Annotated in this window: 24 protein-coding genes; 1 reads left to right on the plus strand and 23 read right to left on the minus strand. The window is 30.9% G+C overall.

Going from position 1 to position 25,013, the window contains the following annotated elements; all coding sequences use genetic code 11:
- Nucleotides 1-8: 8 nt before the first annotated feature.
- Nucleotides 9-1,379 (minus strand): carbohydrate porin, encoded by a 1,371-nt coding sequence (locus QU666_RS07815; RefSeq protein WP_021769415.1) that lies wholly within the window; start codon nt 1,377-1,379, stop codon nt 9-11.
- 304 nt (nt 1,380-1,683) lie between these two features.
- Nucleotides 1,684-2,784 carry an ABC transporter ATP-binding protein gene (locus QU666_RS07820; RefSeq protein WP_021769414.1) on the minus strand — a complete coding sequence of 367 codons (1,101 nt, stop codon included), beginning with the start codon at nt 2,782-2,784 and terminating at the stop codon, nt 1,684-1,686.
- Between the two features lie 397 nt (nt 2,785-3,181).
- Between QU666_RS07820 and ytvI the strand changes: the two genes are divergently transcribed.
- Nucleotides 3,182-4,330, plus strand: a complete 1,149-nt coding sequence (gene ytvI, locus QU666_RS07825) for a sporulation integral membrane protein YtvI (protein ID WP_021769347.1) — start codon at nt 3,182-3,184, stop codon at nt 4,328-4,330.
- Nucleotides 4,331-4,368: 38 nt separating this feature from the next.
- Here ytvI and QU666_RS07830 read toward each other — a convergent pair whose 3' ends face one another.
- The 21 genes from QU666_RS07830 to QU666_RS07930 form a co-directional block, all read right to left on the minus strand.
- The gene (locus tag QU666_RS07830) at nt 4,369-5,007 is read right to left on the minus strand and encodes a V-type ATP synthase subunit D (protein ID WP_021769346.1); all 639 of its coding nucleotides are present in this window, start codon (nt 5,005-5,007) and stop codon (nt 4,369-4,371) included.
- A 3-nt stretch (nt 5,008-5,010) separates the two neighbouring features.
- Nucleotides 5,011-6,390, minus strand: a complete 1,380-nt coding sequence (locus QU666_RS07835) for a V-type ATP synthase subunit B (RefSeq protein WP_021769345.1) — start codon at nt 6,388-6,390, stop codon at nt 5,011-5,013.
- Nucleotides 6,383-8,158, minus strand: a complete 1,776-nt coding sequence (locus QU666_RS07840) for a V-type ATP synthase subunit A (protein ID WP_021769344.1) — start codon at nt 8,156-8,158, stop codon at nt 6,383-6,385. The genes QU666_RS07835 and QU666_RS07840 overlap by 8 nt, the downstream gene beginning before the upstream one ends.
- A 17-nt stretch (nt 8,159-8,175) precedes the next feature.
- Entirely contained in the window at nt 8,176-8,484 is a 309-nt protein-coding gene (locus tag QU666_RS07845; protein WP_021769343.1) for a V-type ATP synthase subunit F, read from the minus strand.
- Nucleotides 8,477-9,475 carry a V-type ATP synthase subunit C gene (locus tag QU666_RS07850; RefSeq protein ID WP_021769342.1) on the minus strand — a complete coding sequence of 333 codons (999 nt, stop codon included), beginning with the start codon at nt 9,473-9,475 and terminating at the stop codon, nt 8,477-8,479. The genes QU666_RS07845 and QU666_RS07850 overlap by 8 nt, the downstream gene beginning before the upstream one ends.
- Before the next feature lie 93 nt (nt 9,476-9,568).
- Nucleotides 9,569-10,120, minus strand: coding sequence for a V-type ATP synthase subunit E (locus QU666_RS07855; RefSeq protein WP_021769341.1), 552 nt, complete (start codon nt 10,118-10,120; stop codon nt 9,569-9,571).
- Between the two features lie 46 nt (nt 10,121-10,166).
- On the minus strand, nt 10,167-10,640 hold the full coding sequence (locus QU666_RS07860; protein ID WP_006803739.1) for a V-type ATP synthase subunit K: 474 nt from the start codon (nt 10,638-10,640) through the stop codon (nt 10,167-10,169).
- Between the two features lie 66 nt (nt 10,641-10,706).
- On the minus strand, nt 10,707-12,680 hold the full coding sequence (locus tag QU666_RS07865) for a V-type ATP synthase subunit I (protein WP_021769340.1): 1,974 nt from the start codon (nt 12,678-12,680) through the stop codon (nt 10,707-10,709).
- Nucleotides 12,680-12,991: a hypothetical protein gene (locus QU666_RS07870; protein WP_021769339.1), complete on the minus strand. Its 312-nt coding sequence runs from the start codon at nt 12,989-12,991 to the stop codon at nt 12,680-12,682. The genes QU666_RS07865 and QU666_RS07870 overlap by 1 nt, the downstream gene beginning before the upstream one ends.
- Before the next feature lie 337 nt (nt 12,992-13,328).
- A complete protein-coding gene (locus QU666_RS07875; protein ID WP_021769338.1) occupies nt 13,329-13,748 on the minus strand; it encodes a hypothetical protein in 420 nt (139 codons plus the stop codon).
- Between the two features lie 6 nt (nt 13,749-13,754).
- Entirely contained in the window at nt 13,755-14,681 is a 927-nt protein-coding gene (gene rsmH, locus QU666_RS07880; protein ID WP_036070991.1) for a 16S rRNA (cytosine(1402)-N(4))-methyltransferase RsmH, read from the minus strand.
- Nucleotides 14,682-14,975: 294 nt separating this feature from the next.
- The gene (locus tag QU666_RS07885) at nt 14,976-15,539 is read right to left on the minus strand and encodes a DJ-1 family glyoxalase III (protein WP_021769336.1); all 564 of its coding nucleotides are present in this window, start codon (nt 15,537-15,539) and stop codon (nt 14,976-14,978) included.
- A 179-nt stretch (nt 15,540-15,718) separates the two neighbouring features.
- A complete protein-coding gene (gene ptsP / locus QU666_RS07890) occupies nt 15,719-17,422 on the minus strand; it encodes a phosphoenolpyruvate--protein phosphotransferase (protein WP_021769335.1) in 1,704 nt (567 codons plus the stop codon).
- Between the two features lie 50 nt (nt 17,423-17,472).
- A complete protein-coding gene (locus tag QU666_RS07895; RefSeq protein ID WP_083378264.1) occupies nt 17,473-18,189 on the minus strand; it encodes an ankyrin repeat domain-containing protein in 717 nt (238 codons plus the stop codon).
- Between the two features lie 211 nt (nt 18,190-18,400).
- Complete coding sequence (gene recR / locus QU666_RS07900) at nt 18,401-18,997, minus strand: recombination mediator RecR (RefSeq protein ID WP_021769333.1); 597 nt, start codon at nt 18,995-18,997, stop codon at nt 18,401-18,403.
- Nucleotides 18,998-19,172: 175 nt separating this feature from the next.
- Complete coding sequence (pykF, locus tag QU666_RS07905; RefSeq protein ID WP_021769332.1) at nt 19,173-20,600, minus strand: pyruvate kinase PykF; 1,428 nt, start codon at nt 20,598-20,600, stop codon at nt 19,173-19,175.
- A gap of 108 nt (nt 20,601-20,708) precedes the next feature.
- Nucleotides 20,709-21,671, minus strand: a complete 963-nt coding sequence (gene pfkA / locus QU666_RS07910) for a 6-phosphofructokinase (protein ID WP_021769331.1) — start codon at nt 21,669-21,671, stop codon at nt 20,709-20,711.
- 175 nt (nt 21,672-21,846) lie between these two features.
- On the minus strand, nt 21,847-23,076 hold the full coding sequence (locus QU666_RS07915; protein ID WP_036070988.1) for a DUF4272 domain-containing protein: 1,230 nt from the start codon (nt 23,074-23,076) through the stop codon (nt 21,847-21,849).
- 25 nt (nt 23,077-23,101) lie between these two features.
- Nucleotides 23,102-23,530 carry a hypothetical protein gene (locus QU666_RS07920; protein WP_021769329.1) on the minus strand — a complete coding sequence of 143 codons (429 nt, stop codon included), beginning with the start codon at nt 23,528-23,530 and terminating at the stop codon, nt 23,102-23,104.
- 37 nt (nt 23,531-23,567) lie between these two features.
- Nucleotides 23,568-24,068 carry an NUDIX hydrolase gene (locus QU666_RS07925; protein ID WP_021769328.1) on the minus strand — a complete coding sequence of 167 codons (501 nt, stop codon included), beginning with the start codon at nt 24,066-24,068 and terminating at the stop codon, nt 23,568-23,570.
- Between the two features lie 31 nt (nt 24,069-24,099).
- Nucleotides 24,100-24,876 (minus strand): histidinol-phosphatase, encoded by a 777-nt coding sequence (locus QU666_RS07930; protein WP_036070984.1) that lies wholly within the window; start codon nt 24,874-24,876, stop codon nt 24,100-24,102.
- Between the last annotated feature and the right edge of the window lie 137 nt (nt 24,877-25,013).

Here is a 25,013-nt window from a genome sequence, read left to right on the forward strand (position 1 = left end):
ATTTTTTATTAGAACCAAACTTCTGTTTGAACTCCAAACAATACTCCTTTATTATGTCCTTTACCATCTAAGTCTGTTCTTATGATTTTCTTATCTCCAAAACCACGTCCATAAGTTACAAATGCTCTAATTTCAGGACGTCCCCAGAAGTTTCCTGTATCAAGTTTCAAAGTAGGTGCTACTGTTAATTTGAATAGTCCGCTATCATAGTTTGTTTGTCCTTTACGAACTTTTACATAGTCAATTCCTGTTTCATATTGCATAGCAAAATGACTTGTTATTGGATTAGCAACTCTTACTCCTGCTGTTACCCATTGTTGTCTTTGGTCTTTTGTTCCCCAGAAGTTTTTGTCATATCTGTACCCTAATTCAGGCATAATTTGCCATCTGTCTGAAAGATTTGCTTGTCCGTATGTGATTAAGTTTACAGACACAGCATCTTTTCTACTGTCTCCCCACGAAGTAGCACTTCCAAGTCCACTTGCAGAACCAAGTCCTACCCCACCTTGCAATACAATTTTAGAAAATCCATTGTCTTTAAATCCATAGAATCCTGGTAAGCTATAAGTAATTGCAGCTTGTGTCCCCCATTCAGCTATATCTCTGTCAGTAGAATCTGATCTCATTGTATGTCCTGCTAATTCAAATGCCCAAGAACCTACTGAATATTTAGTGTGAAGTGTATATTCAGGATGTTTTCCAGGATCTGTTGCTATTACTGCAACATCAGCTGTCCCTGAACCAAGTTTTATGTTTTGAACCCCTGCTCCTGTTCCTGAGAAGTCTTTAATATAATAATCATTTATATGAATGTCTTCTCTAGCATAATATCTTTTCCCAGCCCAATATGTCGCTCCACCATTTGGTGTTATATCAACATAAAATTGTCTAGTTTTAAATGAATCATTTTCAGAACCTGGATCATTTGGATTTGCTGAAGACCATGTTTTATAGTCGTTTCCTGAACCTGCTTTTGTTGAAAACATAAAATGTACTGATCCTTGTGCTCCGTTTACATCAAATTTTTTCACTAATTCCATTTCTGCATATGTATCATCTTCATTACCAAGTCTATATTTTTTTGCAAATCCTTCATCTTGCACTTTGAAAGCAGATCCTTTTTCACCTTGTTGATCTATAAGAAGTCCTGCTCTCCCATAACCATGGAATTCAAATCCATCAGTTAAACTTGCCATACTGAATGCTGGTGCAGGAGCTGGTGCTGGTACTTGTTTTTCAGCTATTTGTTTTGTTAATTCCTGTTTAGTTTCTCTTAATTCTCTTTCAAGTCTTTCAACTCTTTCTTCCAATGATTCGGCATTTACAAATGAGCATGCCAATAAAAATGCTGTTAGTGCTAAAAGTAATTTCTTTTTCATGATAAAATCCTCCAAAAATTTTTATTTTATATTTATTAAATTTAAAGTTAATTTACAAAATAAATTTAGATTGTTGTGAATTGTTAATTTATATTTTTTATTTGTTAAAATTATTTATTGAAGTTCAACACGTTTGTTTTTCTTAAAATGTTAAAATCCTATTCCTTTTAGTAAATTAACTTTTTGTTAGCTATTTATTTTAGTTTATTATATACGTTAACTTCTGCAAAAATCTAATTATTTTAAAATTAAATAAAGCAGTTACAATATTTTAATTTATAAATAAATTGTGTTAACCAGTATTTTATAAACTTATGTTTTCTTCTGTTTTTGCATCAAATATGTGTGCTTTTGAAGTATCAAATCTAAATATTTTTTTCGTTTTGCTACTTTTAATTTGCGTAAAATTTGAATTTAGTCTACAAGTAAATTGCTGATCATTAAGTGAAAAATAAATATATTCTTCATTTCCCATTTGTTCTACAACATTTATTTCTCCCTCTTTTGAAAAACTGTCCTCTACTTCAGAAACTGTTATATTTTCAGGCCGTATTCCAAATACAACTTTCTTTCCAATATGGTTTTTCAATTTTTCAGCTTTCTCACTTGCAATTTCAATTTGTGTTCCATTTAAATCGATGTAGACTTTTCCTTCTCTTTCCACTAATTCACCATCTATAAGATTCATAGTAGGGGATCCAATAAATCCAGCTACAAACTTATTAGCAGGATAATGATATAGATTTAAAGGTGTATCAACCTGCATTATTCGTCCAGATTTTAATACTGTAATTCTGTCACCCATAGTCATTGCTTCAACCTGATCGTGAGTAACATATATCATTGTTGTTTTCAGTTCCTTATGAAGCTGTGCTATTCTTACACGCATTGAAACTCTTAATTTAGCATCCAGGTTTGATAACGGTTCATCAAACAAAAATACTTCTGGTTCTCTCACAAGCGCTCTTCCAAGTGCAACCCTTTGTCTTTGTCCTCCTGACATTTCTTTAGGCTTTCTGTCCAAAAGATCTGTTATCTCAAGTTTTTCTGCCGCTTCTCGTACTCTTCTGTCAATTTCATCTTTTGGTGTTTTTTTCAATTTTAGTCCAAATGCCATATTTTCATAAACTGTCATATGAGGATACAAAGCATAATTTTGAAATACCATGGCTATTCCTCTATCCTTTGGTGGAACGTCATTTACTAGCCTGTCACCTATATATATTTCTCCACCAGTTATTTCTTCAAGCCCTGCTACCATTCTTAGTGTAGTTGATTTTGCACATCCTGACGGCCCTACAAATACCATAAACTCGCCATCTTCTATGTCTAAGTCTATGCCGTGAACAGCTTTAAAGCCGTTTGGATATTGCTTTTCAACTTTTTTTAATACCACTCTTGACATTAATACTCCTCCTAAAACTTAAATAATACTTTTTTTATCCTTTATGTTCTAAGTATACCTTAATTTTTTCTATTGTCAATACCTATACGTAAATCTTTTTTTAAAATTTTTAATTTCATTCTTTAAATCCTCTTATAAATACTGAAAATACGGCTTTTTTTTCTAAAATATTTTTTATAATTACAAATATTTTAAAAAATTACTATTTTATTAGTGAAATAATCTTTGATTTTATATTTAGCATTTTTAATTATTTAATCTTATCTCGCAAGTTATTAAATTTATACTTTAAAATTCAACATACATTCTATTGAAAATATAGATTTACAATTTCACACATTTATTATATAATAATCTATAAAATAAATTATCAAGTTAAGAAAAGGAGTATTTTATTATGACAAGTTACAAAAATTTTGACTTCAAAAAATTATATTTTCTTGTATATATTGCTTTAATTTTGCTAGTGGTGTTTATAGCTTTTAAGCTAGGAATATTTTTATTTCCATTCACAATAGCATTATTTTTGTCAATCTTAACACGTCCATTTACAAGATTTTTAGAAAAAAAATTGAAATTATCAAAAAAGCTTTCAACAATAATTTCCATTGTAACATTTTTAATTATATTTTTTGGAGCAATTGGATGGGGGTCATTAAAGTTAATAAGTGAAATCTACAAATTATCACAAAATCTTAACAATTACAGCGAGATGGCACAAAAACTATGGTCTGACAATATGACAAAAATCGATACTTACTTAGGAAATTTCCCCTCAGGTTTTACAAGACAGGTAAATGATACTATAAACAGCTTTATTTCATCAGGTTCTGCACGGCTTGGAATATTTATAAAAGGATTGATAAATTTCATTACTTCTATTCCAACGTTGATTTTATATATTTGTATAACAATTTTAGCAACTTTTTTCATAAGTCTTGACAGAGATAAAATTGTAGCTTTTTTAGAACAACAGTTGCCAAAATCTTGGCTAGATAAGGTTTTTAATATTAAAACAGACATGTTTACGGTTCTTGGCTCTTATATAAAAGCTCAGATTATCTTAATGACAATTTGTTTTTTTGAACTTTTAATATGGTTAAACTTGTTATCATTCCTAAAATTAAACGTTCCTTATCCTTTACTAATGTCAATTATAATTTGTCTAATCGATGCTTTACCAATTTTAGGAGCAGGGACAATTTTAATCCCATGGGCTATAATTTCTTTTGCTTTAGGTGATATTAAATTAGGAATTATGTTAATAATAATCTATCTATTTGTTTTATCAGTGAGACAAATGCTAGAGCCAAAATTAGTAAGTCAAAACTTGGGAGTTCATCCATTAATCACACTGATTTCAATGTATTCAGGTTTTAAAATTTTTGGAGTAATTGGATTTCTAATAGGACCTGTTGTAATGATTATTTTAAAAAATGTATTTTCAAGAGAATTGGAAGTTGGATTTTTTAGGGATATTTTTGGTGATTCGTCTGACAATATTCAAAACAAAATACATAAAGAAAATAAAAAGAGCCGCAATTAAGCGACTCTATTTTTTTATTTCAAAATAAATTTATAATTTTATGCTTTTTCAGCCATCATATCCTTAACCTTCATAAGTCTTGTGATGCTTGATCTTTCGTTTTCATCAAGTTTCATCTGAATATAACGGATTGTTTCTTCAAGCTGTGGAATTGTCATATATTCCAGTGCATTTACACGCCGTCTTGTTTTTTCCACTTCATCTGCCATAAGCTGACATGCCTTTTCGATTTCTGCCAGTTCCAGCAAGTCTTTCATTACTCGATTCAAGCCATCAACAGCATCATCTAAATCAGCAGATGTTTGAGCATATCCATAAGGATAATATACTTCTGCATTTTCCATATCTCTATTAAAAGTCATTGTTGGCACAATTACACTCATTACATTTTTAGTTTTTATATCTGCCAAAAGTTTGTCTTCTGAATACGCGATAGCATTTTCAAGCATTTCATCAGACATTACACCTCTTGCAAGTAAAAAATCCTTAAATGAATTTTGTAATTTCCCTTCCACTTCTTCACGCAATTTTCTATTCTGTTTTATTAAAATAATGAATTGACGCATAAGTTCGTCTTGCTTGTCCTTTAACAGTTTATGTCCACTTTTAGCAGTTTTTAGACGTATTTTTAAACGGCTCAGCTCCATTCTTGTAGGATTTACATTTAATCTTGCCATAGTTTATTCATCTCCTGCAGGCAAATATTTTTCCAAATATTCGTCTCTAATTCTTTTCAACTCTGTTCTTGGTAATATTTTGAGTAAATCCCATCCTAAATTTAAAGTGTCTTCAATAGTTCTATTATTATCAAACCCTTGAGCAACATATTGTTCCTCAAATGCAGTTGTAAATTTAACAAACGCCTTATCAGTTTCAGACAATGCTGATTCCCCTAGGATTACAGCCAGCTCCTTCGCTTCCTTACCCGTTGCATAAGCTGCAAATAATTGGTTCATTGTATCTGCATGATCTTCTCTAGTTTTTCCTTTTCCAATTCCTTTATCCTTCAATCTTGAAAGTGATGGTAAAACATTTATTGGAGGCATTAAGTTCTGTTTGTATAAATCTCTTGACAAGATTATTTGCCCCTCTGTAATATATCCAGTCAAATCTGGAATTGGATGTGTCTTATCATCTTCTGGCATTGTTAAAATAGGTATTTGCGTAATTGATCCTTCACGCCCTTTAATTCTTCCTGCTCTTTCATAAATTGTGGATAAGTCAGTATACAAGTATCCAGGGTATCCTCTTCTTCCAGGAACTTCTTTTCTTGCCGCCGAAACTTCCCTTAATGCTTCACAGTAGTTAGTCAAGTCAGTCAAGATTACAAGTACGTGCATTCCTTTTTCAAATGCCAAGTATTCTGCACAAGTAAGTGCCATTTTTGGTGTAGACAAACGTTCAATTGCAGGATCGTTAGCCAAGTTCATAAATAATACCGCCCTGTCAATTGCTCCTGTTTTTACAAAATCTTCCGTAAATGTCTGAGCTTCTTCAAACGTGATTCCAATCGCTCCAAATACCACCGCAAATTTTGAATCTGTTCCCAAAACTTTTGCCTGTCTTGCGATTTGAAGTGCTAATTCTGCATGTGGAAGCCCTGAACCAGAGAAAATTGGTAATTTTTGCCCTCTAACAAGGGTGTTTAGTCCATCAATCGCAGAAACTCCCGTTTGAATAAATTCTGATGGATAATCACGTGCAACTGGATTTATAGCCGTTCCATTTATATCCAATGTTTTTTCAGGAATTATTTTTGGTCCATTATCTTTTGGTCGACCCAATCCATCAAATACACGCCCTATCATATCTTCTGATACTCCAAGCGACAAAGGTCTACCCAAAAATCTTACTTTTGAATCCTTTAAATTAATTCCAGCCGAATTTTCAAATAACTGTACTACGGCCTTATCGCCATTTACTTCAAGCACACGTCCACGACGAAGCTCACCGTTTTGTGTTTCAATTTCAACAAGTTCCTCGTATTTTATTCCTTCAACACCTTCAACAACCATCAACGGCCCTACTATTTCCTTGATAGTTTTATATTCCTTAAGCATTTGCTACACCTCCTTTATTTACAAGTTCATCAATTTCTTTTTCCAATTCTTTTGCTATTTCTTCAATTTTACCTAACTCTGCCTCAGGTAAATATTTTGCTCTTGCGATTCTTTCTCTTACAGGCATTGCAACGATTTCATTTAAATAAGCTCCATTTTCAAGTCCTCTTAATCCCTCATCATAGAATTTCAATACTATATCAAGCATTTTATCCTGTTTTTCAAGCGAAGTATAAGTATCTGACTCCATAAACGCATTTTGCTGCAAGTAATCTTCCCTTATCGATTTTGCAATTTCCAGTTTAAGCTGATCTTTTTCTGACAAAGTATCCTTACCAACCAGTCTAACTATTTCCTGTAGACTGTTTTCTTCTTGTAATAATGAAATTGCACGTGCTCTATTTTTAGAAAATTTCGGTCCTACATTCTGATCCATCCAATTATCCACTTTTCCTTGATACAATGAGTATGAATTTAACCAGTTAATTGCTGGGAAGTGACGTCTATACGCTAGATTTGCATCTAATCCCCAGAATACCTTAACAATACGAAGTGTTGCTTGTGATACTGGTTCAGAAATATCTCCACCTGGAGGAGAAACCGCTCCGATAACTGTAAGTGCTCCTTCTCTTCCATCTTGTCCAAGACAAATTACTTTCCCCGCTCTTTCATAAAACTCAGCAGCTCTTGAACCTAGATACGCTGGGTATCCTTCATCTCCTGGCATTTCTTCAAGCCGTCCAGACATTTCTCTAAGAGCTTCTGCCCATCTTGAAGTGGAATCCGCCATTATTGCAACAGAGTATCCCATATCCCTAAAATATTCTGCAATTGTAATTCCAGTATAAATACTAGCTTCTCTGGCTGCAACCGGCATATTTGAAGTATTTGCTATAAGTACAGTTCTTTTCATTAGTGATTGTCCTGTTTTTGGATCTATTATTTCTGGAAATTCCATAAGAACGTCTGTCATCTCATTTCCACGCTCTCCACATCCTACGTACACTATAATTTCAGCATCTGCCCATTTAGCCATTTGGTGCTGTACAACTGTTTTTCCAGATCCAAAAGGTCCTGGTACACATGCCGTTCCACCTTTAGTTACAGGAAAGAACGTGTCAATTACTCTTTGCCCTGTAATCAATGGTGCTTCTGGATTTAATTTCTGCTTGTATTTTCTTCCACGTCTTACTGGCCATTTTTGCATCATTTGAACTTCTACCAATTCACCTTTTTTTGTTTCAATAACTGCGATTGTATCAACTACTGTGTAGCTTCCACTTTTAATAGTTTTCAAAGTTCCTTTAATTCCTGCTGGAACCATAATTTTATGGCTTACAACAGAAGTTTCCTGAACTGTTCCTAGAATATCTCCAGTTTCAACTTCTGCTCCAGTAGATAAAACAGGCTCAAATTCCCATTTTTTATCTCTATTTAAAGGATTTACTTCTACCCCTTTATCCAAAAAATCTCCTGCTATTTCCTGATATTCCTTTAGTGGACGCTGAATTCCATCAAACATCGCTTCAATAAGTCCAGGTCCCAATTCAACACTCAAAGGCTCTCCAGTTGTAAAAACCTCTTCTCCTGGACCAATTCCAGATGTTTCTTCATATACTTGAATAGAAGCCTGATCGCCTCTCATTTCAATAATTTCACCTATCAACTTTTTCTCTGAAACTCTTACCACATCATATACATTGGCATTTTCCATACCTTCTGCAACAACAAGAGGTCCAGATACTTTTATTATTCTTCCTGTTTTCAATGAATTTCTCCTTTCATCTAAAATATATTAGATCCTATCGCTTTTTCAACGTACTCATCTATCTTTTTAAGCCCAATCCCCAGACTTCCTTGATTATTCGGAATCAAAATAACAGCTGGAAGCACTTCACGGTTGTATCTTTCAATAGTACTTTCTACCATAACTGCAACTTGCTCTGTTACAAAGATAATACCATAGTTATTACTTGCCATTTCATCTATTGTACTTCTTGCTTCTTCTTTTGTAATAACTGGATACACGTCAATTCCCAATGCTTTAAATGATAAAATAGAATCTTTATCTCCAACTACACCTATTTTATGCATAAGTTTCACGCAACCTTTCTCTTATTTTATCCGAACTTATATTGTTTATCTTACTTACCATTATCATTCTTATTGCATTAATTTCACGCTCTTTTGCAACTAGATATGTAAATAATGGCTCTGGTCCAAATACAACATATTTTGACTCTTTATTTAATTCCATCAAGTAATTATCAGAAATTTTTTCAAGTTCTGATAATCTTTTTGTTTCACTAAATACTTCTAGTCCTTTTGTCAGATATATTCCCAATTTTTCCTTCTTGAACTTATTCAAAATAGTATCTGTATTGTCATTTATTGACTCAACAATTTTATTTTTTGAAATTGTTCCACCTTCAAAAATAACAGTTTCCAAAAATCTTGCATCACGATTTTGTTTTTTCACTCTAAATAAAGTTATCATATTTTGAAAATCAATCAGTCCTTCAACATAATCAGTAATAACTTTAACATCAATTTCTTTTGATAGTCTTGTTAAATTTTTAAAATAATGTTTATCTACGAGTATATCAATTCTTTGGGGATCATGATTTTCTTCAAAGTCCTTCTGTACTTCGTTAATCGCATCCAAAATTTCCTGTGGCAAATCATTGCTTTGCAATTCAAATTTTGTCTTAAACTTTCCAGCATCAATCGTCCCAGCCTGCATAAGCAGACTTGAAAAATCTTTTCCTGTTATTTTACTTTTTAATAACACCTTTAGATTATGATAATCATATTTAAGAGATAAAATATCAACAATTGCAGTATTTTTAACCATACTTCTTACAATAGAAAAAACACGTTCTGTTTCTCTTTTCAGTATTGTTTCATAATCTTGACTGCCTTGAATATCAGCCATATCTTGAGAATATTCCGTTTCTCCCAATAATTTTAGCACTTCTTCGGGAGTTTCGGCTTCTATCATACGTTCTAGCCTATTTCTAGTCAAAAGCCTCTTTTCAAGTACTCTAATAGTTACGACACTTTGTCCGTAATCCATTCTATCCATTTTTTTCTCCCTTGTTTACAAATTCCAGTTAATTATAAAATTTATTTTGTAAAAGAAAATATAAAACTTAAATTTCTATAAATTTTATTTACATTATGAAAAAAGAAGTTTGGAAATTTCAACTTCCAGTTCATCTCTCATAAAATCCAGTTTCACTTCAAAAGTGTAATTTTCCTGAATTCCATTTTCTTCAATAATAAATCCCGAAGTTACAAACTCATTTTCCTTAACTTTTGCAGTTGAAAACTCTTGTTTCACTTTATCTGCAAATTCTTTTTTTACAATTAACTCTTTTCCAGCTATAGAACTTTTATCAATATTCTGATTCAAATAATTAATATAATCACTCTCATTCATATTAACAAGTTTTTCCTTTAATTTATCTATAACTTTGTTAATTACTATCTGTTTTGCCTGTAATTTTTCATTTCTAGCCTTTAAATTTGCACTTGACTTAATTCTGTCAGAAAGCAGTTCACGCTCTCTTCTTGCATTTTCGAGTAACGTTTGTTTTTTTGAAGCAACTTTTTTTATTTCCAAATCGTATTTTTGCTTTGCTTTTTCCTCAGCACTTTTTACAATTTTATCAGCTTCCTCTTTAGCATCATTTAATATTTTTGATGTTAAATTATTTAAATTAGACATATTCACTCCTTACCATATTTAAGGGGTATAGCTACCCCTTTTAAAATTAGAATCTTCCTAGTAGCATAATTGATACAACGAATGCCAATAATGCATAAGTTTCAACCATTACTGAGTAAATAATACCTTTTGTATTTTGTTCTTCATTTTTTGCAAGCAAGCTAATACCAGATGCAGCAACTCTTCCTTGTGCGATTGCCGAACCATAACCTGCTATTGCGATTGGTAAACAAGCCATTAAAATTCCTAATCCAGTTTGTAAAGGCATTTCAGGTTTTAATTTTCCTAACACCATAAGTCCAATAACGAATCCATATAACCCTTGTGTTCCTGGTAATAATTGCAATACTAACGATTTACCAAATTTTTCAGGTTCCTCACTCATAAGTCCAGTAGCTACTTCCCCAACGATACCTACACCTTTTGCAGATCCAATACCTGCTAATAATGTCGCTAATGCCGCACCTAATGTCGCCATTACGATTCCTCCATTTTGTACTAAAAATTGTGAAAAATTCATTTTATTTCCTCCTAATTTTTTTCTATTTTATTTGTTAAATATTTTTACTAAACTTAAATTATAAAATTAATCATCAAGATTTATATATTTATTCTCTGTTCTAAAATCTTTAAATGGTTTTCCTCCACCTTCGTAAAATTTTCCAAAATACTCTACATACATAAGTCTCGAAGTATGAACATAAGCACCTAAGAAAGATAAGAACATATTAAACAAATGTCCTACTATCAGTATTACTGGAATAAAAATCATACCAAACCAATTTCCACCGATCATTCCTGCTATCATATTTATAGCTGACGCAATAAATCCACCAGAAAGCCCCAAAGCCATAAGTCTTGAATAGGATACGAAATCTCCTACATAACTTGAAATTCCGTAAAGGCTGTAAAGTCCGCCACCTAATTTTGCACCTACTCCTTTAGCTTCACGTCCACCAGTAAGTACGATTCCAGCCATTCCGGCAATCATTACCCACATTGACACATTTGCCACAACTGCTGATAAATTCATTAACTTAAATATCAGGAATAACATTCCTCCAATAAGAGCCATATACCAAAACAATACATCATAAACTGCTTCCAATGATTTACCATCTCTAATTAACATATATGCTTTTATTGCCAGTCCAACAAATATATGAACTACACCAAATACAATTGAACCTATCAATAAATCGTTATATTGTGACGCTGGATCTACCAATCTCCACATTCCTGGAATTGTCGCTCCAAAATATGAACCATATAAAAGTCCCCAGAAAATAACAGAAAAACTTAAATAAAAGAAAAACTTAATAGATTTTCTCATTTGAGAACTTAAATTCACTACTTTTAAAACAAACATTGTTGCAAGCAGTAACACAAGCCCATAACCTACATCTGCTCCCATCATTCCAAAAAATAAGATATAAAACGGCGTAAACAGTGGCGTTGGGTCAATTTCATTATATCTTGGATATGCATACATTCCAGTCAAATTTTCAAATGTACTTGCAACTTTTCCATTTTTCAGCTTAATAGGCACTGTCGCATCATCCCTATCCGCATCTGTAAATGTCAAGTAATAATTATCCCCAGCCTCATCTTTTATCACTTTCTCAAATTCACTTACTTTTTCAGTTGGAATCCATCCTTTTATCAAAATAGTATTTTCAGTCTGTGCTAATTTTTCTGATTCAACAATTCTTAACTTTTTATTTTGCATATATTCGTAAACTGCCTGTAAATCAGTCAAATCTTCACTATAAGTTTTAATTTGAGCTTTTAGTCTTCGTTTTTCCTTTTTCAACTCTGAAATTTCCTTTTGCAGTTCATTTTTATAATCTTGTGGAACTGCATCAATGTCAAGATTTTCCATTGTAAAACTACTATTTCTAAAAACTTCAGCCAACTTTTGCTTTTCACTTTCATCAATACTTGAAATTACAAGATAATACACTTCATCTTTTACTATTTTCAGCTCTTCATAATAAGTTTTATTAAGCTCAGAAATGCCATCAATAAAGCTTCCTTTTAACTTTATTGGCACTGTACCTAAAAATGTATTTACTTTTTTCAAGTTCTTTAATTCTTTAGGATTTACATCTAGTCGTTCCCACAAATCAATTTCATCATAACGCATGTATTTTTTAGAAATTTCCGATTTTATTTGTGAATATTGTGTTCCAATTTTATTCAGTTCTGAAGAAACTTTCTTCCAGTCATAACTCAATGCTTTTTTTGCCAATTCATCAAATGTATAATTTTCATTTCCATGAATAACATCTCTTAAACGTGTTTTTCTCTCATCATATTTTTTAATAAGAGAAATTGCATTGCTTAAATGATAAAGACGTTCATCAATGTGTGTCAGCTCTTCATTATTTATATATTTAGTAACACCTTCAACAGCATCTTTACTAAGCTCTCCATTTTCCTCATGTAACTCAATATCTACAAAATTTACTTCTTTAAATTTTTGAAGTTTCTTTAATACTTTAGCTCTTTGTTCTGCGAAAACAACTAAATCAAATTTGCTCATTTTAACTATTGCCATTATTTCACAATCCTCTCTGCTAATAAATTAACAACTTCATCTATTTTCTTTTCGTCAATTTCAAGAATTTTGTTTACATTTTCTTCTTCACTGCTCAAAAGAGATTTTACTCTTTTTTCAGCATCATCCATTGACTCTTTTTTCAAATTTTCTACTTCAAGATTTGTCTCAGAAATTAGTTTATCGCTGTCATCTTTTATTTTCTGCTCAATATTTTTCAAAATATCTTTTGCCTTTTCATTTGCATCAGCAATAATCTTATCTGATTCACTTTCAGCATCTTTTATTTTTTGTAAAACTTCTTTTGCCAAGATATAACCTCCTTCAAAATTTATTTTTACTTTTTTATAACTATAATAATATTACTTTAAAAACAAAACTTCACAAATATTATTTTTACTCTCAAACCTCTCATTTATCTGTTTTTTTATTCATAAATATAATTTTTTTATTTTACATTTATAAAAACTAAATTTGGAATTGAGTACTATAATTGTGACCTAAAAACTTTCTTAAAATAGTTTTACTATAATTATAACAAAATTAAGTTGACTGCTTAGTCAGTATACTAATATGTTACCAATTTTTTGACTTATTGTCAATAAAAAAATATAACACCTGTACTTTTAATGTTATATTTTATTTAGTTTAATTATTCAAATCTATATATATTGGAGAATTTGGAAATTCGAAACCTCTTTCTTTGGCTTTTATTTCCTTAGTTTTTAAATCTTCCTTGTTGACCATTTGAGTATCTAGTAATGCAATTTCTTTTTGTAACATTACTACTTGTTTTTCTTTGGTATTAATTTCTCTTTGTAACTCAGAAATATTAAATGAAACAAAAACACGAAGTAAAGCTACTATTGTTACAATAGCGACATAAATACTAACTATAACTATTACTCTCATATTTAACCCCGCTGTTCTGGAAAGTTTTTTTCTAACTTCTGTAGGAGCTACTATTCTTTCTCTTCTTGCATCTTCTTTTGATCTTGCTGTATTCGTAATTTTTGGAACATCAAGGATTTCCATTTGCATTTTTTTGTTTTTTGAAACACCATTCATAACTGTTTATTCACTCCTTTCAAAAATTCTCAATTTTGCTGAATGTGCCCGATTATTTTCTTCTAATTCTAATTTTTTAGCAATAATTGGTTTTTTTGTAATTATCTTTCCCAAACTTTTTTTATTACATACACAAATTGGTATATCTTTTGGACAAATACACGGATCTTCATATTCACGAAATTTTTCCTTTACAATTCTATCTTCCAATGAATGAAAAGTAATTACTAATAACCTACCATTTTTATTAAGTAGTTCTACTGCTTTATCCAATGTTTCGCTCAGCACTTCAAGCTCCTTATTTACAAAAATTCTTATAGCTTGAAATGTTCTTTTGGCAGGATGCCGTTTCATACTTTTTCCTATTGATTTTATAACAATATCCGCAAGTTCCAATGTTGTTTCGATTGGCTTATTTTTCCTATATTCTACAATTTTTTTTGCAATTTTACGAGATTTTGGCTCTTCACCGTACTTATAAATAATATCTGCGATTTCCTTTTCAGAAAAATCATTAATAACTTCGTAAGCACCTATTTTTAGGCTACTATCCATACGCATATCTAACCGTGCATCAAATCTATACGAAAAACCTCTTTCGGCATTATCCAGTTGATTTGATGAAACTCCTATGTCCATAAGTATTCGATCCACTTTTTCAAAGCCTGCAAGATAAACAGCTGTATCAATATTTCTAAAATTGTCTTGAAATATCTGCAGTTTGTGTCCGTATTTTTCAAGCCTTTTTTTTGCAAACTCAATGGCTTCCATATCCTGATCAATTGCAACAACTTTTGAATTTTCAGAAGAATTTTGTAAAATACCCTCTGTGTGCCCACCGCCGCCAAGTGTACAGTCAACATAAACAGCGTCTTTTTTCGTTATTATATTATCAATCACTTCGTCAAACAGCACGGGCTTATGGTATTCCATATTTTCTTCCTTTCTTAGACATTTTAAAATATACAAATCTAGCATTTATAAAGCTTTTTAAAACCAATTTTAGAATGTAAACTAATTTCATGCAAACTCCTAAATTTCTAATTTATTTTTAGTTTTATTTTTAAAATTATTTTAAAATAGTTATATATTGTACTTAAATCAATAGTTTGTAATATTGTTAATTATCAAATCATTTTATTTCTTTCATAATTACTGAAACATTTTAGCATACTTTTCTTATTTTTTCCATATAACTTTTTAAAATTTATACTTTTATTTACAAATTTATTTATAAACAATCTCATCAGCAATTTTTTCTGCTTCTTTTTTTTCCAAAAGTTCACTAATAATTTCAAAGGCAAAATCCAATGCAGTTCCTGCACTTCTGCTTGTTATAACATTGCCATCTGTAACAGCTCTATCTTTTCCTAACACTGCCTTCCCTTTTACCAGTTCATTTTCGCACGCTGGAAAACACACTGCATTTTTCCCTTCCAAAATTCCAAGGCTAGATAATACCGTAGGTGCCGCACATATTGCCGCAATTTTTTTATTTTCATTGTCTTTTGAAAATTTTAACACATTATCTAACAGTGTCTGTGAATTAAAATAATTTCCGACTCCAGGACCACCAGGCAATATCAGCATATCATATTCAGAAAAATCAATATCATCAATTATCTTATCTGCCAGTATTTTCATTCTTCTCGCACTCTCCACAAGGTTATCCTTTGTGATTGAAACTGTATCTACATTAATCCCTGCCCTTTGAAGCAAATCAATTGGAGTTACTGCTTCAATTTCTTCAAATCCATTTACCAAAAACACTGCTACTTTTTTATTTTCCATATTTTTACTCCTCAGTTATTATACTTATTATTTTTTAGAAATAAAATCTAATATCGAATAAAATTATGGTTTAAACAATTTTTTCGTTTGTCTTCAAAATAATTTTATTCTAAAATAATAATCCCGATTTTAAGGCAAAAAAGGCTAAGAAACTAACTAGCCTTTTTTGTTATAATTTATTATACTTTTGCTACAACTTCTTCAGGTGTATCTTGTTGTAAAATTAAATCTCTGAATTTTTTCGCATCTGCATAATTACTGTTTCTAATTATTTTCTTAACAGTTAATCCTGATGATGCACTCATACTAAATGAATCAAGCCCCATTCCTAACAATAATTTAGTTGCTCTTTTATCTCCAGCAAATTCTCCACACATACTAACATTTATATTTGCTCCATGTGCAGCATCAATTACTTTTTGAATAGCTTCTAATACCGCAGGGTTAAATGAGTTGTATAAGTTTGCAACCATTTCATTTCCTCTATCTACTGCTAAGAAATATTGTGTCAAGTCATTAGTTCCTATTGAGAAGAAATCAACTTCTTTTGCAAATTTGTAAGCAATAATAGCTGTTGAAGGAGTTTCAACCATTATTCCCACTTTTATATTTCTATCATAGATTTTTCCAATTTCATCAAGTTCTCTCTTACATTCTTCCAAAATAGCATTTGCTTTTCTTATTTCATTAATTGAACTAATCATTGGATACATAATTTTGATTTGTCCATATTGAGATGCTCTTAAAATCGCTTTTAACTGAGTTTTGAACATATCTTTATTTTCTAGCGAAATTCTGATTGCTCTATATCCTAAGAATGGATTTAATTCTTTTGGTAAATCTAAATATGGTAATTCTTTATCTCCACCAATATCCATTGTTCTTATTGTTACAGGTTTTCCTTGCATTTTTTCAGCAACCACTCTGTATGCTTGATATTGTTCCTCTTCTGTTGGGAAGTGATCAGAGTTCATAAATAAAAATTCTGTTCTATATAATCCAATTCCTGTTGCTCCTGACTCAATTACAGCATCAACATCATTAGGGCTTCCAATATTTCCCCAAATATCAACTTTTCTACCATCAAGAGTAACTGCATCTTCATGAATTAATTTTTTCAATTCTTCTTTTTCTTTTCTTATCGCTTCTTGTTTTTTAATATACTCATTTACCAAATCTTCAGATGGTTCCAGGTATAATTCTCCAGTTTCTCCATCCATAACAACAACTTCACCATCTTTTACTTCATCAAGTATTCCTTTTACCCCAACTACTGCAGGTAATTCAAGTGATCTTGCCATGATTGCAGAGTGAGCTGTTTTTCCTCCAATTTCTGTAATAAATCCTATACAGTTTTCCAAATCCAATTGAGCTGTATCAGATGGAGTCAAGTCTTCAGTTACAACAATTGTTCCTGGCTCTAAGTTACTCAAGTCATGAATTTTCATTCCTAACAAGTTTTTAAGCCATCTTTTACCTATATCTTGTAAATCAGCGGCTCTTTCTCTTAGGTATGGATCATCTAATTGTGAAATCATATCACAATATTCATTAATTCCATCGTGTAACGCTTTTGCAGCTGGAAGTCCTTCTCCTTTAATTTTATCTTCAACTTCCATAATCAAATCTTCATCTTCAAGAAGCATAATATGACCATCAAAAATTGCTGCTTTATCTTCCCCCATTTTCTCTTTTACTTTTTCTCTGATTGCAATTAATTGAGTTTTAGACTGTTTCAATCCAGCTTGCAATTTTGCCAATTCAGACTCAATTGTTGAATCTGCCTCTTTTGTTTGCGGAATAACAATCTCCTCTGCGATAAAAAGTAATACTTTACCTATAGATACTCCCTCTGAAGCACCAATTCCTGTCATTCTTTTCATTGTTTTCTCCTCTATATATAAATTTTTTTATTACAAACAAATTCAAAAAACTATAATCTACCTCTATTAGCCTTTATGTAATCCCTCAGCATTTTTACAATTTCACCTTTTCCAAATTTTGTTGCCATATCCATTGGGGTTCCACCATGCTTATCTGTAATTGTGGGATTTGCTCCATGTTCCAACAACATTTTGACAATTCTGGAATTAGCTTTTAATGTTGCATCTTGGAGTGGAGTCCATCCATCCGCATCACTTCCAACATTTGCAAGTCTTGCATCTTTTTTTAACAATATTTCCACTGCTTCGGCATTTTCATAATATGCTGCTGTTCCAAGTGTAGTTCTATTAAAAATTGGATGTTTTTCATATAAATCTGCACCATTTTCAATAAGAAGCTTCAAAATTTCATTATTTTTAGCTTCAATGGCTACAATAATTGGTGTATATCCATCCTTGGTTTTTGCATTTACATCAACCAATTCACCATTTCCTTGAAACAATAATGCTTCATCTAAATTTACACCGTACACTCCTTCTTTTCGATTTGCAAACTGGTCTTTTATTTTTTCTCTATTATTAATATTATCTTTAGTTGCAAGATAAAATCTAACAAATTTATTATTATGTCCACGTATAGCATCCAATACTGATTTTATTAGTTTTTCCTGTTTTTCTTCACCTCTTATCTTTTGTACTAGATTTTCTCCAGTATTATATTTAAAAGTTACAGGAAATAGTATTTGATAAAAAAATACAAAAAACATAATAACAATTATTTTAAAATTTTTAAATAAAAAAAACTTGTTCACTTTTTATACCTCACTATATTTAATATTATACCATATCATTTTAAAAGTGCAAATATTTTTTCAGTTTTTTCCAATTTATAACAATATTTATATAAAATTAAAATTAGAAGTTATGCTCATTTTAGGCAATTTCTAAATTTTTTCATAAATTCCTAAACTATAAATATTAATCTATATCATCTACATTAATTCTTCCTTCCAGTGATCTTCCCAGTGTTGCCATATCTGTATATTCAATATTTCCTCCCATTGGAATTCCACTGGCGATTTTTGAAATTTTTATATTTTTATCTTTTAAGAATTTTGTTAAATAAAGACTTGTTGTTTCCCCTTCTAAATCAGGATTTAAGGCAAGTATAACTTCTTTTATACTCCCATCCAGCCTTCTTATCAATTTTCTCAAATTCAAATCTTCGATAGTAATTCCATTTAGTGGATCAATTTTTCCGCCAAGCACATGATAGAGCCCATTGTATGTTTCTGATTTTTCAAAGGCAATTACATCTCTTACTCCTTCAACAACACAGATTACTTCCGTATCTCTTTTCTCATTAGCACAAATATCACAAATATCATTTTCCGATAAATTTCCACAAATTTCACAATGTTTAATATTCGTATGTGAATCTTTTATTATTTCAAGCATTCTGTCAATATCAGCTTCGCTTTTTTCAAGCATATCAAACGCAATTCTTGCTGCACTTTTTCTCCCAATTCCTGGTAATTTTGCAAAAACATCTATCAAATCATCAAGTTTTTTCACTTTTTTATTCCTTTCCTAAATTCTGCAATCCAATCGTTTTAAGTATATTTCATTAAGTTTAAGTCTATAAAAGTTCTAAGTATATAAACAGAGGGAAAGGCATAAGACCGTTTCCCTCATAAAATATTTATAATTGCTTGTTGTGTGTAGTATGGTTAAATAATCAGATTTTTAATTATTCTCCAACTCTTTCTACTCTAAATGTATTAGTTGTTCCTTCTTTAGAAATTCCAGTTACCATTACCACTAAATCACCTTTTTTAGCTTCTTCATGGTTAGCTGCAATTTCTCTTGCTTTTGCGAAGAAATCATCTGTTTTATCTAATCCTTTTGCTACGTAAGCTCTAACTCCTCTTACTAGTGCCAATTGTCTAGCAGTTTGTTCGTTGTCAGTCAACGCGATAATTGGTACAGTTGGTCCATATTTTCTAATCATTCTTGGTGCTCTACCAGTTTTTGTCCAACATACGATTAATTTAGCATCCAATGCATGAGAAGTACTTACTGCACCACTTGAAATTGCTTCTGTAACAGTAATTTCTGATCCATCTGGAGTTTCGATAGTTTTGAATTTTTTAAATTCGTCTGTTCTTTTTGAGATAGTTGCCATCATTTTAACAGCTTCCACTGGATATTTACCTTTTGCAGATTCTCCTGATAACATAACTGCATCTGTACCATCTAAGATAGCGTTAGCAACGTCTCCAGCTTCTGCTCTTGTAGGACGTGGGTTCCTTATCATTGAATCTAACATTTGTGTTGCTGTAATAACTGGTTTCCCAGCTTTGTTACATTTTCTAATCATCATTTTTTGCATAAACGGAACTTCTTCAGCAGGTACTTCTACTCCTAGATCTCCTCTAGCAACCATGATTGCATCACTTAATTCCAAGATTTCATCAAAGTTATCGACACCTTCTTGGCTTTCGATTTTTGAGATAATATGGATATTTTTTCCACCATTATCATCTAACACTTTTCTTACTTCAGCAACGTCAGATGCTTTTCTTATAAATGAAGCTGCTACAAAGTCAACACCTTGTTCACAACCAAATTTCAAGTCAGCAATATCTTTCTCAGCCAACGCTGGCAATCCAACTGAAACATCTGGCAAGTTTACACCTTTAGTTTCTCCTAATTCTCCAGTGTTTGTAACAACACAGTGAACTTCTCCAGCTGCTTTATCAACACTTTCAACTTTTAATCCAACTAAACCATCATCCAATAAAACTGTTGTTCCTTCATATAAGTCATCAACAATTCCAGGATAAGAAACTGCAAATTTTTCAGCATTTCCAACAAAAGTATAGTCTGTAGTAATTGTTACTTTTTTACCAGTTTCTAATAATACATCTTTTCCATCTTCTAATTTACCAGTTCTGATTTCAGGCCCTTTAGTATCTAATAAAATTCCTACTTCCCTACCTGTTTTTTTCATTACTTCTCTAATATTTTTAATTCTTGCTCCATGTTCTTCAAAATCACCATGTGAAAAGTTTAATCTCATTACGTTCATTCCACTTTCCACTAACTTTGTTAACATTTCAGCACTTTCAGTTTTTGGACCAATGGTACAAACAACTTTAGTCATTTTAATTTTCATTTTTCCTCCTAAAATTTGATTTAAAATTTCATTGCCTTATTATCAATGAATTCTCACTTTGTGTAAGAAATTTCATTTATTTTAAAAAAATCAGTCTTTCATTAACAATTATAATGATAATATGTTTGCTATTGCATAATCGGCAACAGATGCTTTTGAATAATTTTCCCAAGCGTAAGATAATTTATGAGTTGTTACTTCTTCACTTTGAATTCCAACCATTAATCCACCTTGTCCTTCTTCAATAAGCTCAACAGCTCTTACTCCTAATCTTGTTGCTAAAATTCTATCAAATGCAGTAGGTGCTCCACCTCTTTGTATATGTCCTAAAATAGTAACTCTTATGCTTGTATCAACTTTTTTGGCTAACTCATCTTTAATTTTCATAACATCTCCTACACCTTCAGCAACAACGATTATATCATATAATTTACCTTCTTCACGTCTTTTTTTAATTACTTCTGATATTTTATCAATAGATGTTTGAGTTTCTGGAATCATAACTCCACTTGCTCCTCCTGCTATTGCAGCATAAAGAGCCAAATCTCCACAGTTTCTTCCCATTACTTCTACTAAATATGTTCTTTCGTGAGAAGTAGCAGTATCTTTCAATTTTGAGATAGCGTCTAATATAATATTTAATGCTGTATCATAACCAACTGTATAGTCTGTTCCAGCTACGTCATTATCAATAGTCCCTGGTATTCCAATTGTTTTAATTCCATGTTCTTCATACAAATAATGTGCTCCATGGAATGAACCATCTCCTCCAATTACAACTAGTCCGTCTATTCCATGTTTTTTCAAATTAGCCGCCGCTTTTGCTCTAACTTCAGGATCTTTAAACTCTGGCAATCTAGCTGATAATAAAATGGTTCCACCTTTATCAGCAATTCCACTTACATCTAACAATGTCAATGGAAAAATTTGATCTTCAAGCATACCTTTGTATCCTCTTCTTATACCATAAACTTCCATTCCTTTGTTTATTGCAGCTTTAGTGACAGCTCTTATCGCTGTATTCATACCTTGTGAATCTCCTCCACTTGTTAAAATTGCGATTTTTTTCATTGTATTTTTTCTCCTTCTATACATATAATTACAAATTTATTAACTTAAAAAAATCTTTATAAATCTTACATTTTTATATTAGCATTTTTAATTTCCATTGTCAAATAATTTTTAAAATTATTTTATTTAAGCCTGTTTTTTTAATGGTTTCAAAATAATCTAGCAATAAGTTTTTTTATGTATGAATTACAATATCATCCATACTTTTTCCATCCTGAACTACCCATTCCACTGCCAACCTACTAAAATATAAAATACTTTCATTTACAATTCTTTCATACCCATTCATTTTTATTTCAACATTTGCCCAGTTTAACCTATATATATAGTCAAGCATATCCATAATTTTATTTTTGGAACGAATCTCACATTTTCTTGCAAATGATTTTAAATTTTCATTTTTTATTCCATTTATTAAAATTGAAATATCACAAAATGTATTAAAATCCTGAAATTCAATATCTATAATTGATAAAACCCATAGTAGCATTTTTGCTGACTCAAGTCTAAAATAAAACTCTGCATTCAAATCCTTATCCCCACTTAAATTTTCAATAAAATCTTTTTCACGCTCTGATAAAACTTGCTTAAACTGGTACTTTTCTTCAAAAACATCTACCATTGCAGCCAACTCTTTTTTACCATTTTCTTTTTTCTCAAGATATGTTTCTGCAGCAAGGCGTGTTACTACTATTGCTACAATTCTTCTTATAATATCCCATTTTTTATATATCTTTACATCTTTTTCAGAGATGCTCACTTCCATTTTTTCATCATAAGGAAGACCGTTTTCTCTCAAAATTTCAATATTTTTTTTCATTCTTTCGGCATCATTGTCAGTCATTTCTATTTCATATTCAAAGAACATTTTATCTGAAAGGGGTGGAATAAAGTCTGAAATTTCCCATTTTTCATTATTCTGAACCATTCTTTTTCTATCATAGTGATAATGTTTCAAATTTTTTTGTATAATAAATTTATGGAATTCCCCTAAAAAAACTGCCAGTTGATCTAATAATTTCCCATTTTCTTTCTCTTCTTCTTTACTTACTGCTTCAAAAATTACAAACAGACTGTTATACTCAAAAAGCTCTTTCTCATCTATATTTTTAAAAGTTTCTGACTTTAATTTTTCCAAAAATATTTCAAGTCCTATTTGCTGTTTAAGAAGAAAATCACGCTTTGGATTTATTAATACTGTAACTTTTCTCCCATCCTTTAAATAAAGAAAAAATTTACTGGTATTTCCAGTTAATTCTTCTCCAGTCTCTGTCGTAATTGTTTCAATTTTATCAGCATTAATTTCCAAAAAGTTTTTTACAAGTTCTTCTTTTGACTTTTCTTTTGAAAAACATATTCCTGATTTTGTTTTTTTCTTTCTTTTAAAAAAATTCCACAGATTCATCTTGTCTCCCTTTCCTAATTTATTTTTATCGCTTAAAATTATCCAGTTCCTTTTCAATAATTGAAACGACTGTTGTTTCTGCAGGTATCATACTCAAAATTTTTTGATACAAATCTTCTCTTTTCTCCCTGCATACTTGTAGGAATAGCAGACATTCTCTTTTTTTTCTCAATCTTAGACTATATCCGTCATTCAGATATATATTGAAGTTTATCGTTCTAAAAGTTCCTTTCTGAATAAGTATTCTTGTTAAAAGACATATTTTTACTTCATCAATATTAAAATAAATTTCTTTCTTTTTTATTCTTTTTATAAAAGTAAATATAAATTCTCCGTCTAGTTCTTCTAAATTTTCCACATTAAATTTGATTTTCCTCATAGTTATTGCAAAAACTGTATAAACTATATAAAAAATCAATATTATGACAGGTAGTGGCAGATAAAATTTGTTCATACTATCCTCCCTTCGTAAATTTTTACTTACCTAAAAATTATTTTTTATCTTGAAAATACGTTACCGCCAATATTGTTTTCATATCAGTTGACATTTTTGTAATATCCTTCACATTAACCCATACTACTTCCACTTCTTCCCCATGATCAAGTGACTGCTCTATTGGTTTAATATCATCAGATTTTAGTCTCGCACTGAAAAAATACAATCTTTCAGTAGTGTATCCTGGCGATACATACAGTCCTTGTGGCATTTCTTCAATGTCTGTCACATCTTTTTCTAAATACCCAGTTTCCTCTTTCAACTCTCTAAATGCAGCCACTCTAGGCTCCTCATTACCATCAATTAGCCCAGCACAAACTTCAATTTCATAATTTTTTGGCCCTGGTCTGAACTGTTTCACTAAAATTACTTTTTCTTTTGTTTCGTTAAATAACACAAAACAAACTGCATCAGATTTATCTAAATACTCCAAAGTTATCCCTGTCGTAGGATGTGTCATTTTTGAACCTTTTAAAAATCTAAAAGTATTATCCATTTTTACCTCCTAAAGTTTATTTTCCTTTTATTTAAAAAATACTCTCAATTACATTCAGCCCAATTTCTTTCGCAAATTCTCTCGCAATTTCCATTTCTTTATCTTCCATTCTGTTAAAATCGTGCGCATCTGAACCAATTATTGTTCTAACATTATACTGTTTTACAATTTCCCAAAATTCCTTATATGGATACATGTATCTGTCCCATTCTGGATGCCTGTCAAATGTTTTTCTTATTCCATTTGCATTTACTTCAAGCGGTACATCCATGTTTTCTGCCGCTTTTGAAATCATGTGTGCCGCTTTTTCACAGCTTTCATCCCAAGTTCGATAATTTATTACATACAAATCTGGATGTGCAATGTAGTCAAATTTTCCACTTTCAATAGCTTCAGCCATATATTTTGCATAAGCCAGCACATCTTCCCCTGTCTGTATCTTCCAGGCATTATAATTTGTATTATCTCCATCTTTTCTAAAGGCATGCAGCCCTAAAACAAGATAATCCAATTTTTCTCTATATCTATCATATTTTTCAATAAATTCTGGAAAATATTCAATTTCTAATGATTTATAAATCTTAATCTTATCTCCATATTTTTCCTGTGCTTCTTCTATTTCTTTCAAATATCCGTCAAAATCTTCTTCTTTCATTCTATTATTTTCATAATACTCAGACATTGGAGCGTGATCTGATATTCCAAGTTCCGTATAGCCTTCTCTAATCGCTACTTTTACATAATCTTCCACATTTCCAACGGCATGTTCACATCGGTAATTGTGAGTGTGAAAATTTGTCTTATTCATACTTTTCCCCATTCTATCCTTTTCAATTTTTTTCTTTCGTATATTTTACCAATTATTTTGAAAAAAATAAAGGTTTTAAATAAATTTATTTTGTTTTTAGTGAAAATTTTTGATATAATGTAGATAAATTATAAATA

Origin of the sequence: Leptotrichia sp. HMT-225 (assembly GCF_030644325.1) — a bacterium.
Taxonomy (GTDB): Bacteria; Fusobacteriota; Fusobacteriia; order Fusobacteriales; family Leptotrichiaceae; genus Leptotrichia; species Leptotrichia massiliensis.

Excerpts from the sequence above, each read along its gene's own strand:
- QU666_RS07920 (WP_021769329.1), bottom strand. The coding sequence starts at position 23,530 with ATGAACAAATTTTATCTGCCACTACCTGTCATAATATTGATTTTTTAT.
- QU666_RS07820 (WP_021769414.1), bottom strand. The coding sequence starts at position 2,784 with ATGTCAAGAGTGGTATTAAAAAAAGTTGAAAAGCAATATCCAAACGGC.
- QU666_RS07875 (WP_021769338.1), bottom strand. The coding sequence starts at position 13,748 with ATGAATGGTGTTTCAAAAAACAAAAAAATGCAAATGGAAATCCTTGAT.
- QU666_RS07925 (WP_021769328.1), bottom strand. The coding sequence starts at position 24,068 with ATGGATAATACTTTTAGATTTTTAAAAGGTTCAAAAATGACACATCCT.
- QU666_RS07855 (WP_021769341.1), bottom strand. The coding sequence starts at position 10,120 with ATGTCTAATTTAAATAATTTAACATCAAAAATATTAAATGATGCTAAA.
- QU666_RS07850 (WP_021769342.1), bottom strand. The coding sequence starts at position 9,475 with ATGGATAGAATGGATTACGGACAAAGTGTCGTAACTATTAGAGTACTT.
- pykF (WP_021769332.1), bottom strand. The coding sequence starts at position 20,600 with ATGAAAATTAAAATGACTAAAGTTGTTTGTACCATTGGTCCAAAAACT.
- QU666_RS07915 (WP_036070988.1), bottom strand. The coding sequence starts at position 23,076 with ATGAATCTGTGGAATTTTTTTAAAAGAAAGAAAAAAACAAAATCAGGA.
- QU666_RS07860 (WP_006803739.1), bottom strand. The coding sequence starts at position 10,640 with ATGAATTTTTCACAATTTTTAGTACAAAATGGAGGAATCGTAATGGCG.
- QU666_RS07835 (WP_021769345.1), bottom strand. The coding sequence starts at position 6,390 with ATGCTTAAGGAATATAAAACTATCAAGGAAATAGTAGGGCCGTTGATG.
- QU666_RS07930 (WP_036070984.1), bottom strand. The coding sequence starts at position 24,876 with ATGAATAAGACAAATTTTCACACTCACAATTACCGATGTGAACATGCC.
- QU666_RS07830 (WP_021769346.1), bottom strand. The coding sequence starts at position 5,007 with ATGGCAAGATTAAATGTAAATCCTACAAGAATGGAGCTGAGCCGTTTA.
- ytvI (WP_021769347.1), top strand. The coding sequence starts at position 3,182 with ATGACAAGTTACAAAAATTTTGACTTCAAAAAATTATATTTTCTTGTA.
- QU666_RS07845 (WP_021769343.1), bottom strand. The coding sequence starts at position 8,484 with ATGCATAAAATAGGTGTAGTTGGAGATAAAGATTCTATTTTATCATTT.
- pfkA (WP_021769331.1), bottom strand. The coding sequence starts at position 21,671 with ATGAAAAAAATCGCAATTTTAACAAGTGGAGGAGATTCACAAGGTATG.
- ptsP (WP_021769335.1), bottom strand. The coding sequence starts at position 17,422 with ATGAAAAGAATGACAGGAATTGGTGCTTCAGAGGGAGTATCTATAGGT.
- QU666_RS07885 (WP_021769336.1), bottom strand. The coding sequence starts at position 15,539 with ATGGAAAATAAAAAAGTAGCAGTGTTTTTGGTAAATGGATTTGAAGAA.
- QU666_RS07895 (WP_083378264.1), bottom strand. The coding sequence starts at position 18,189 with ATGTTTTTTGTATTTTTTTATCAAATACTATTTCCTGTAACTTTTAAA.
- QU666_RS07815 (WP_021769415.1), bottom strand. The coding sequence starts at position 1,379 with ATGAAAAAGAAATTACTTTTAGCACTAACAGCATTTTTATTGGCATGC.
- QU666_RS07865 (WP_021769340.1), bottom strand. The coding sequence starts at position 12,680 with ATGGCAATAGTTAAAATGAGCAAATTTGATTTAGTTGTTTTCGCAGAA.
- rsmH (WP_036070991.1), bottom strand. The coding sequence starts at position 14,681 with ATGGAATACCATAAGCCCGTGCTGTTTGACGAAGTGATTGATAATATA.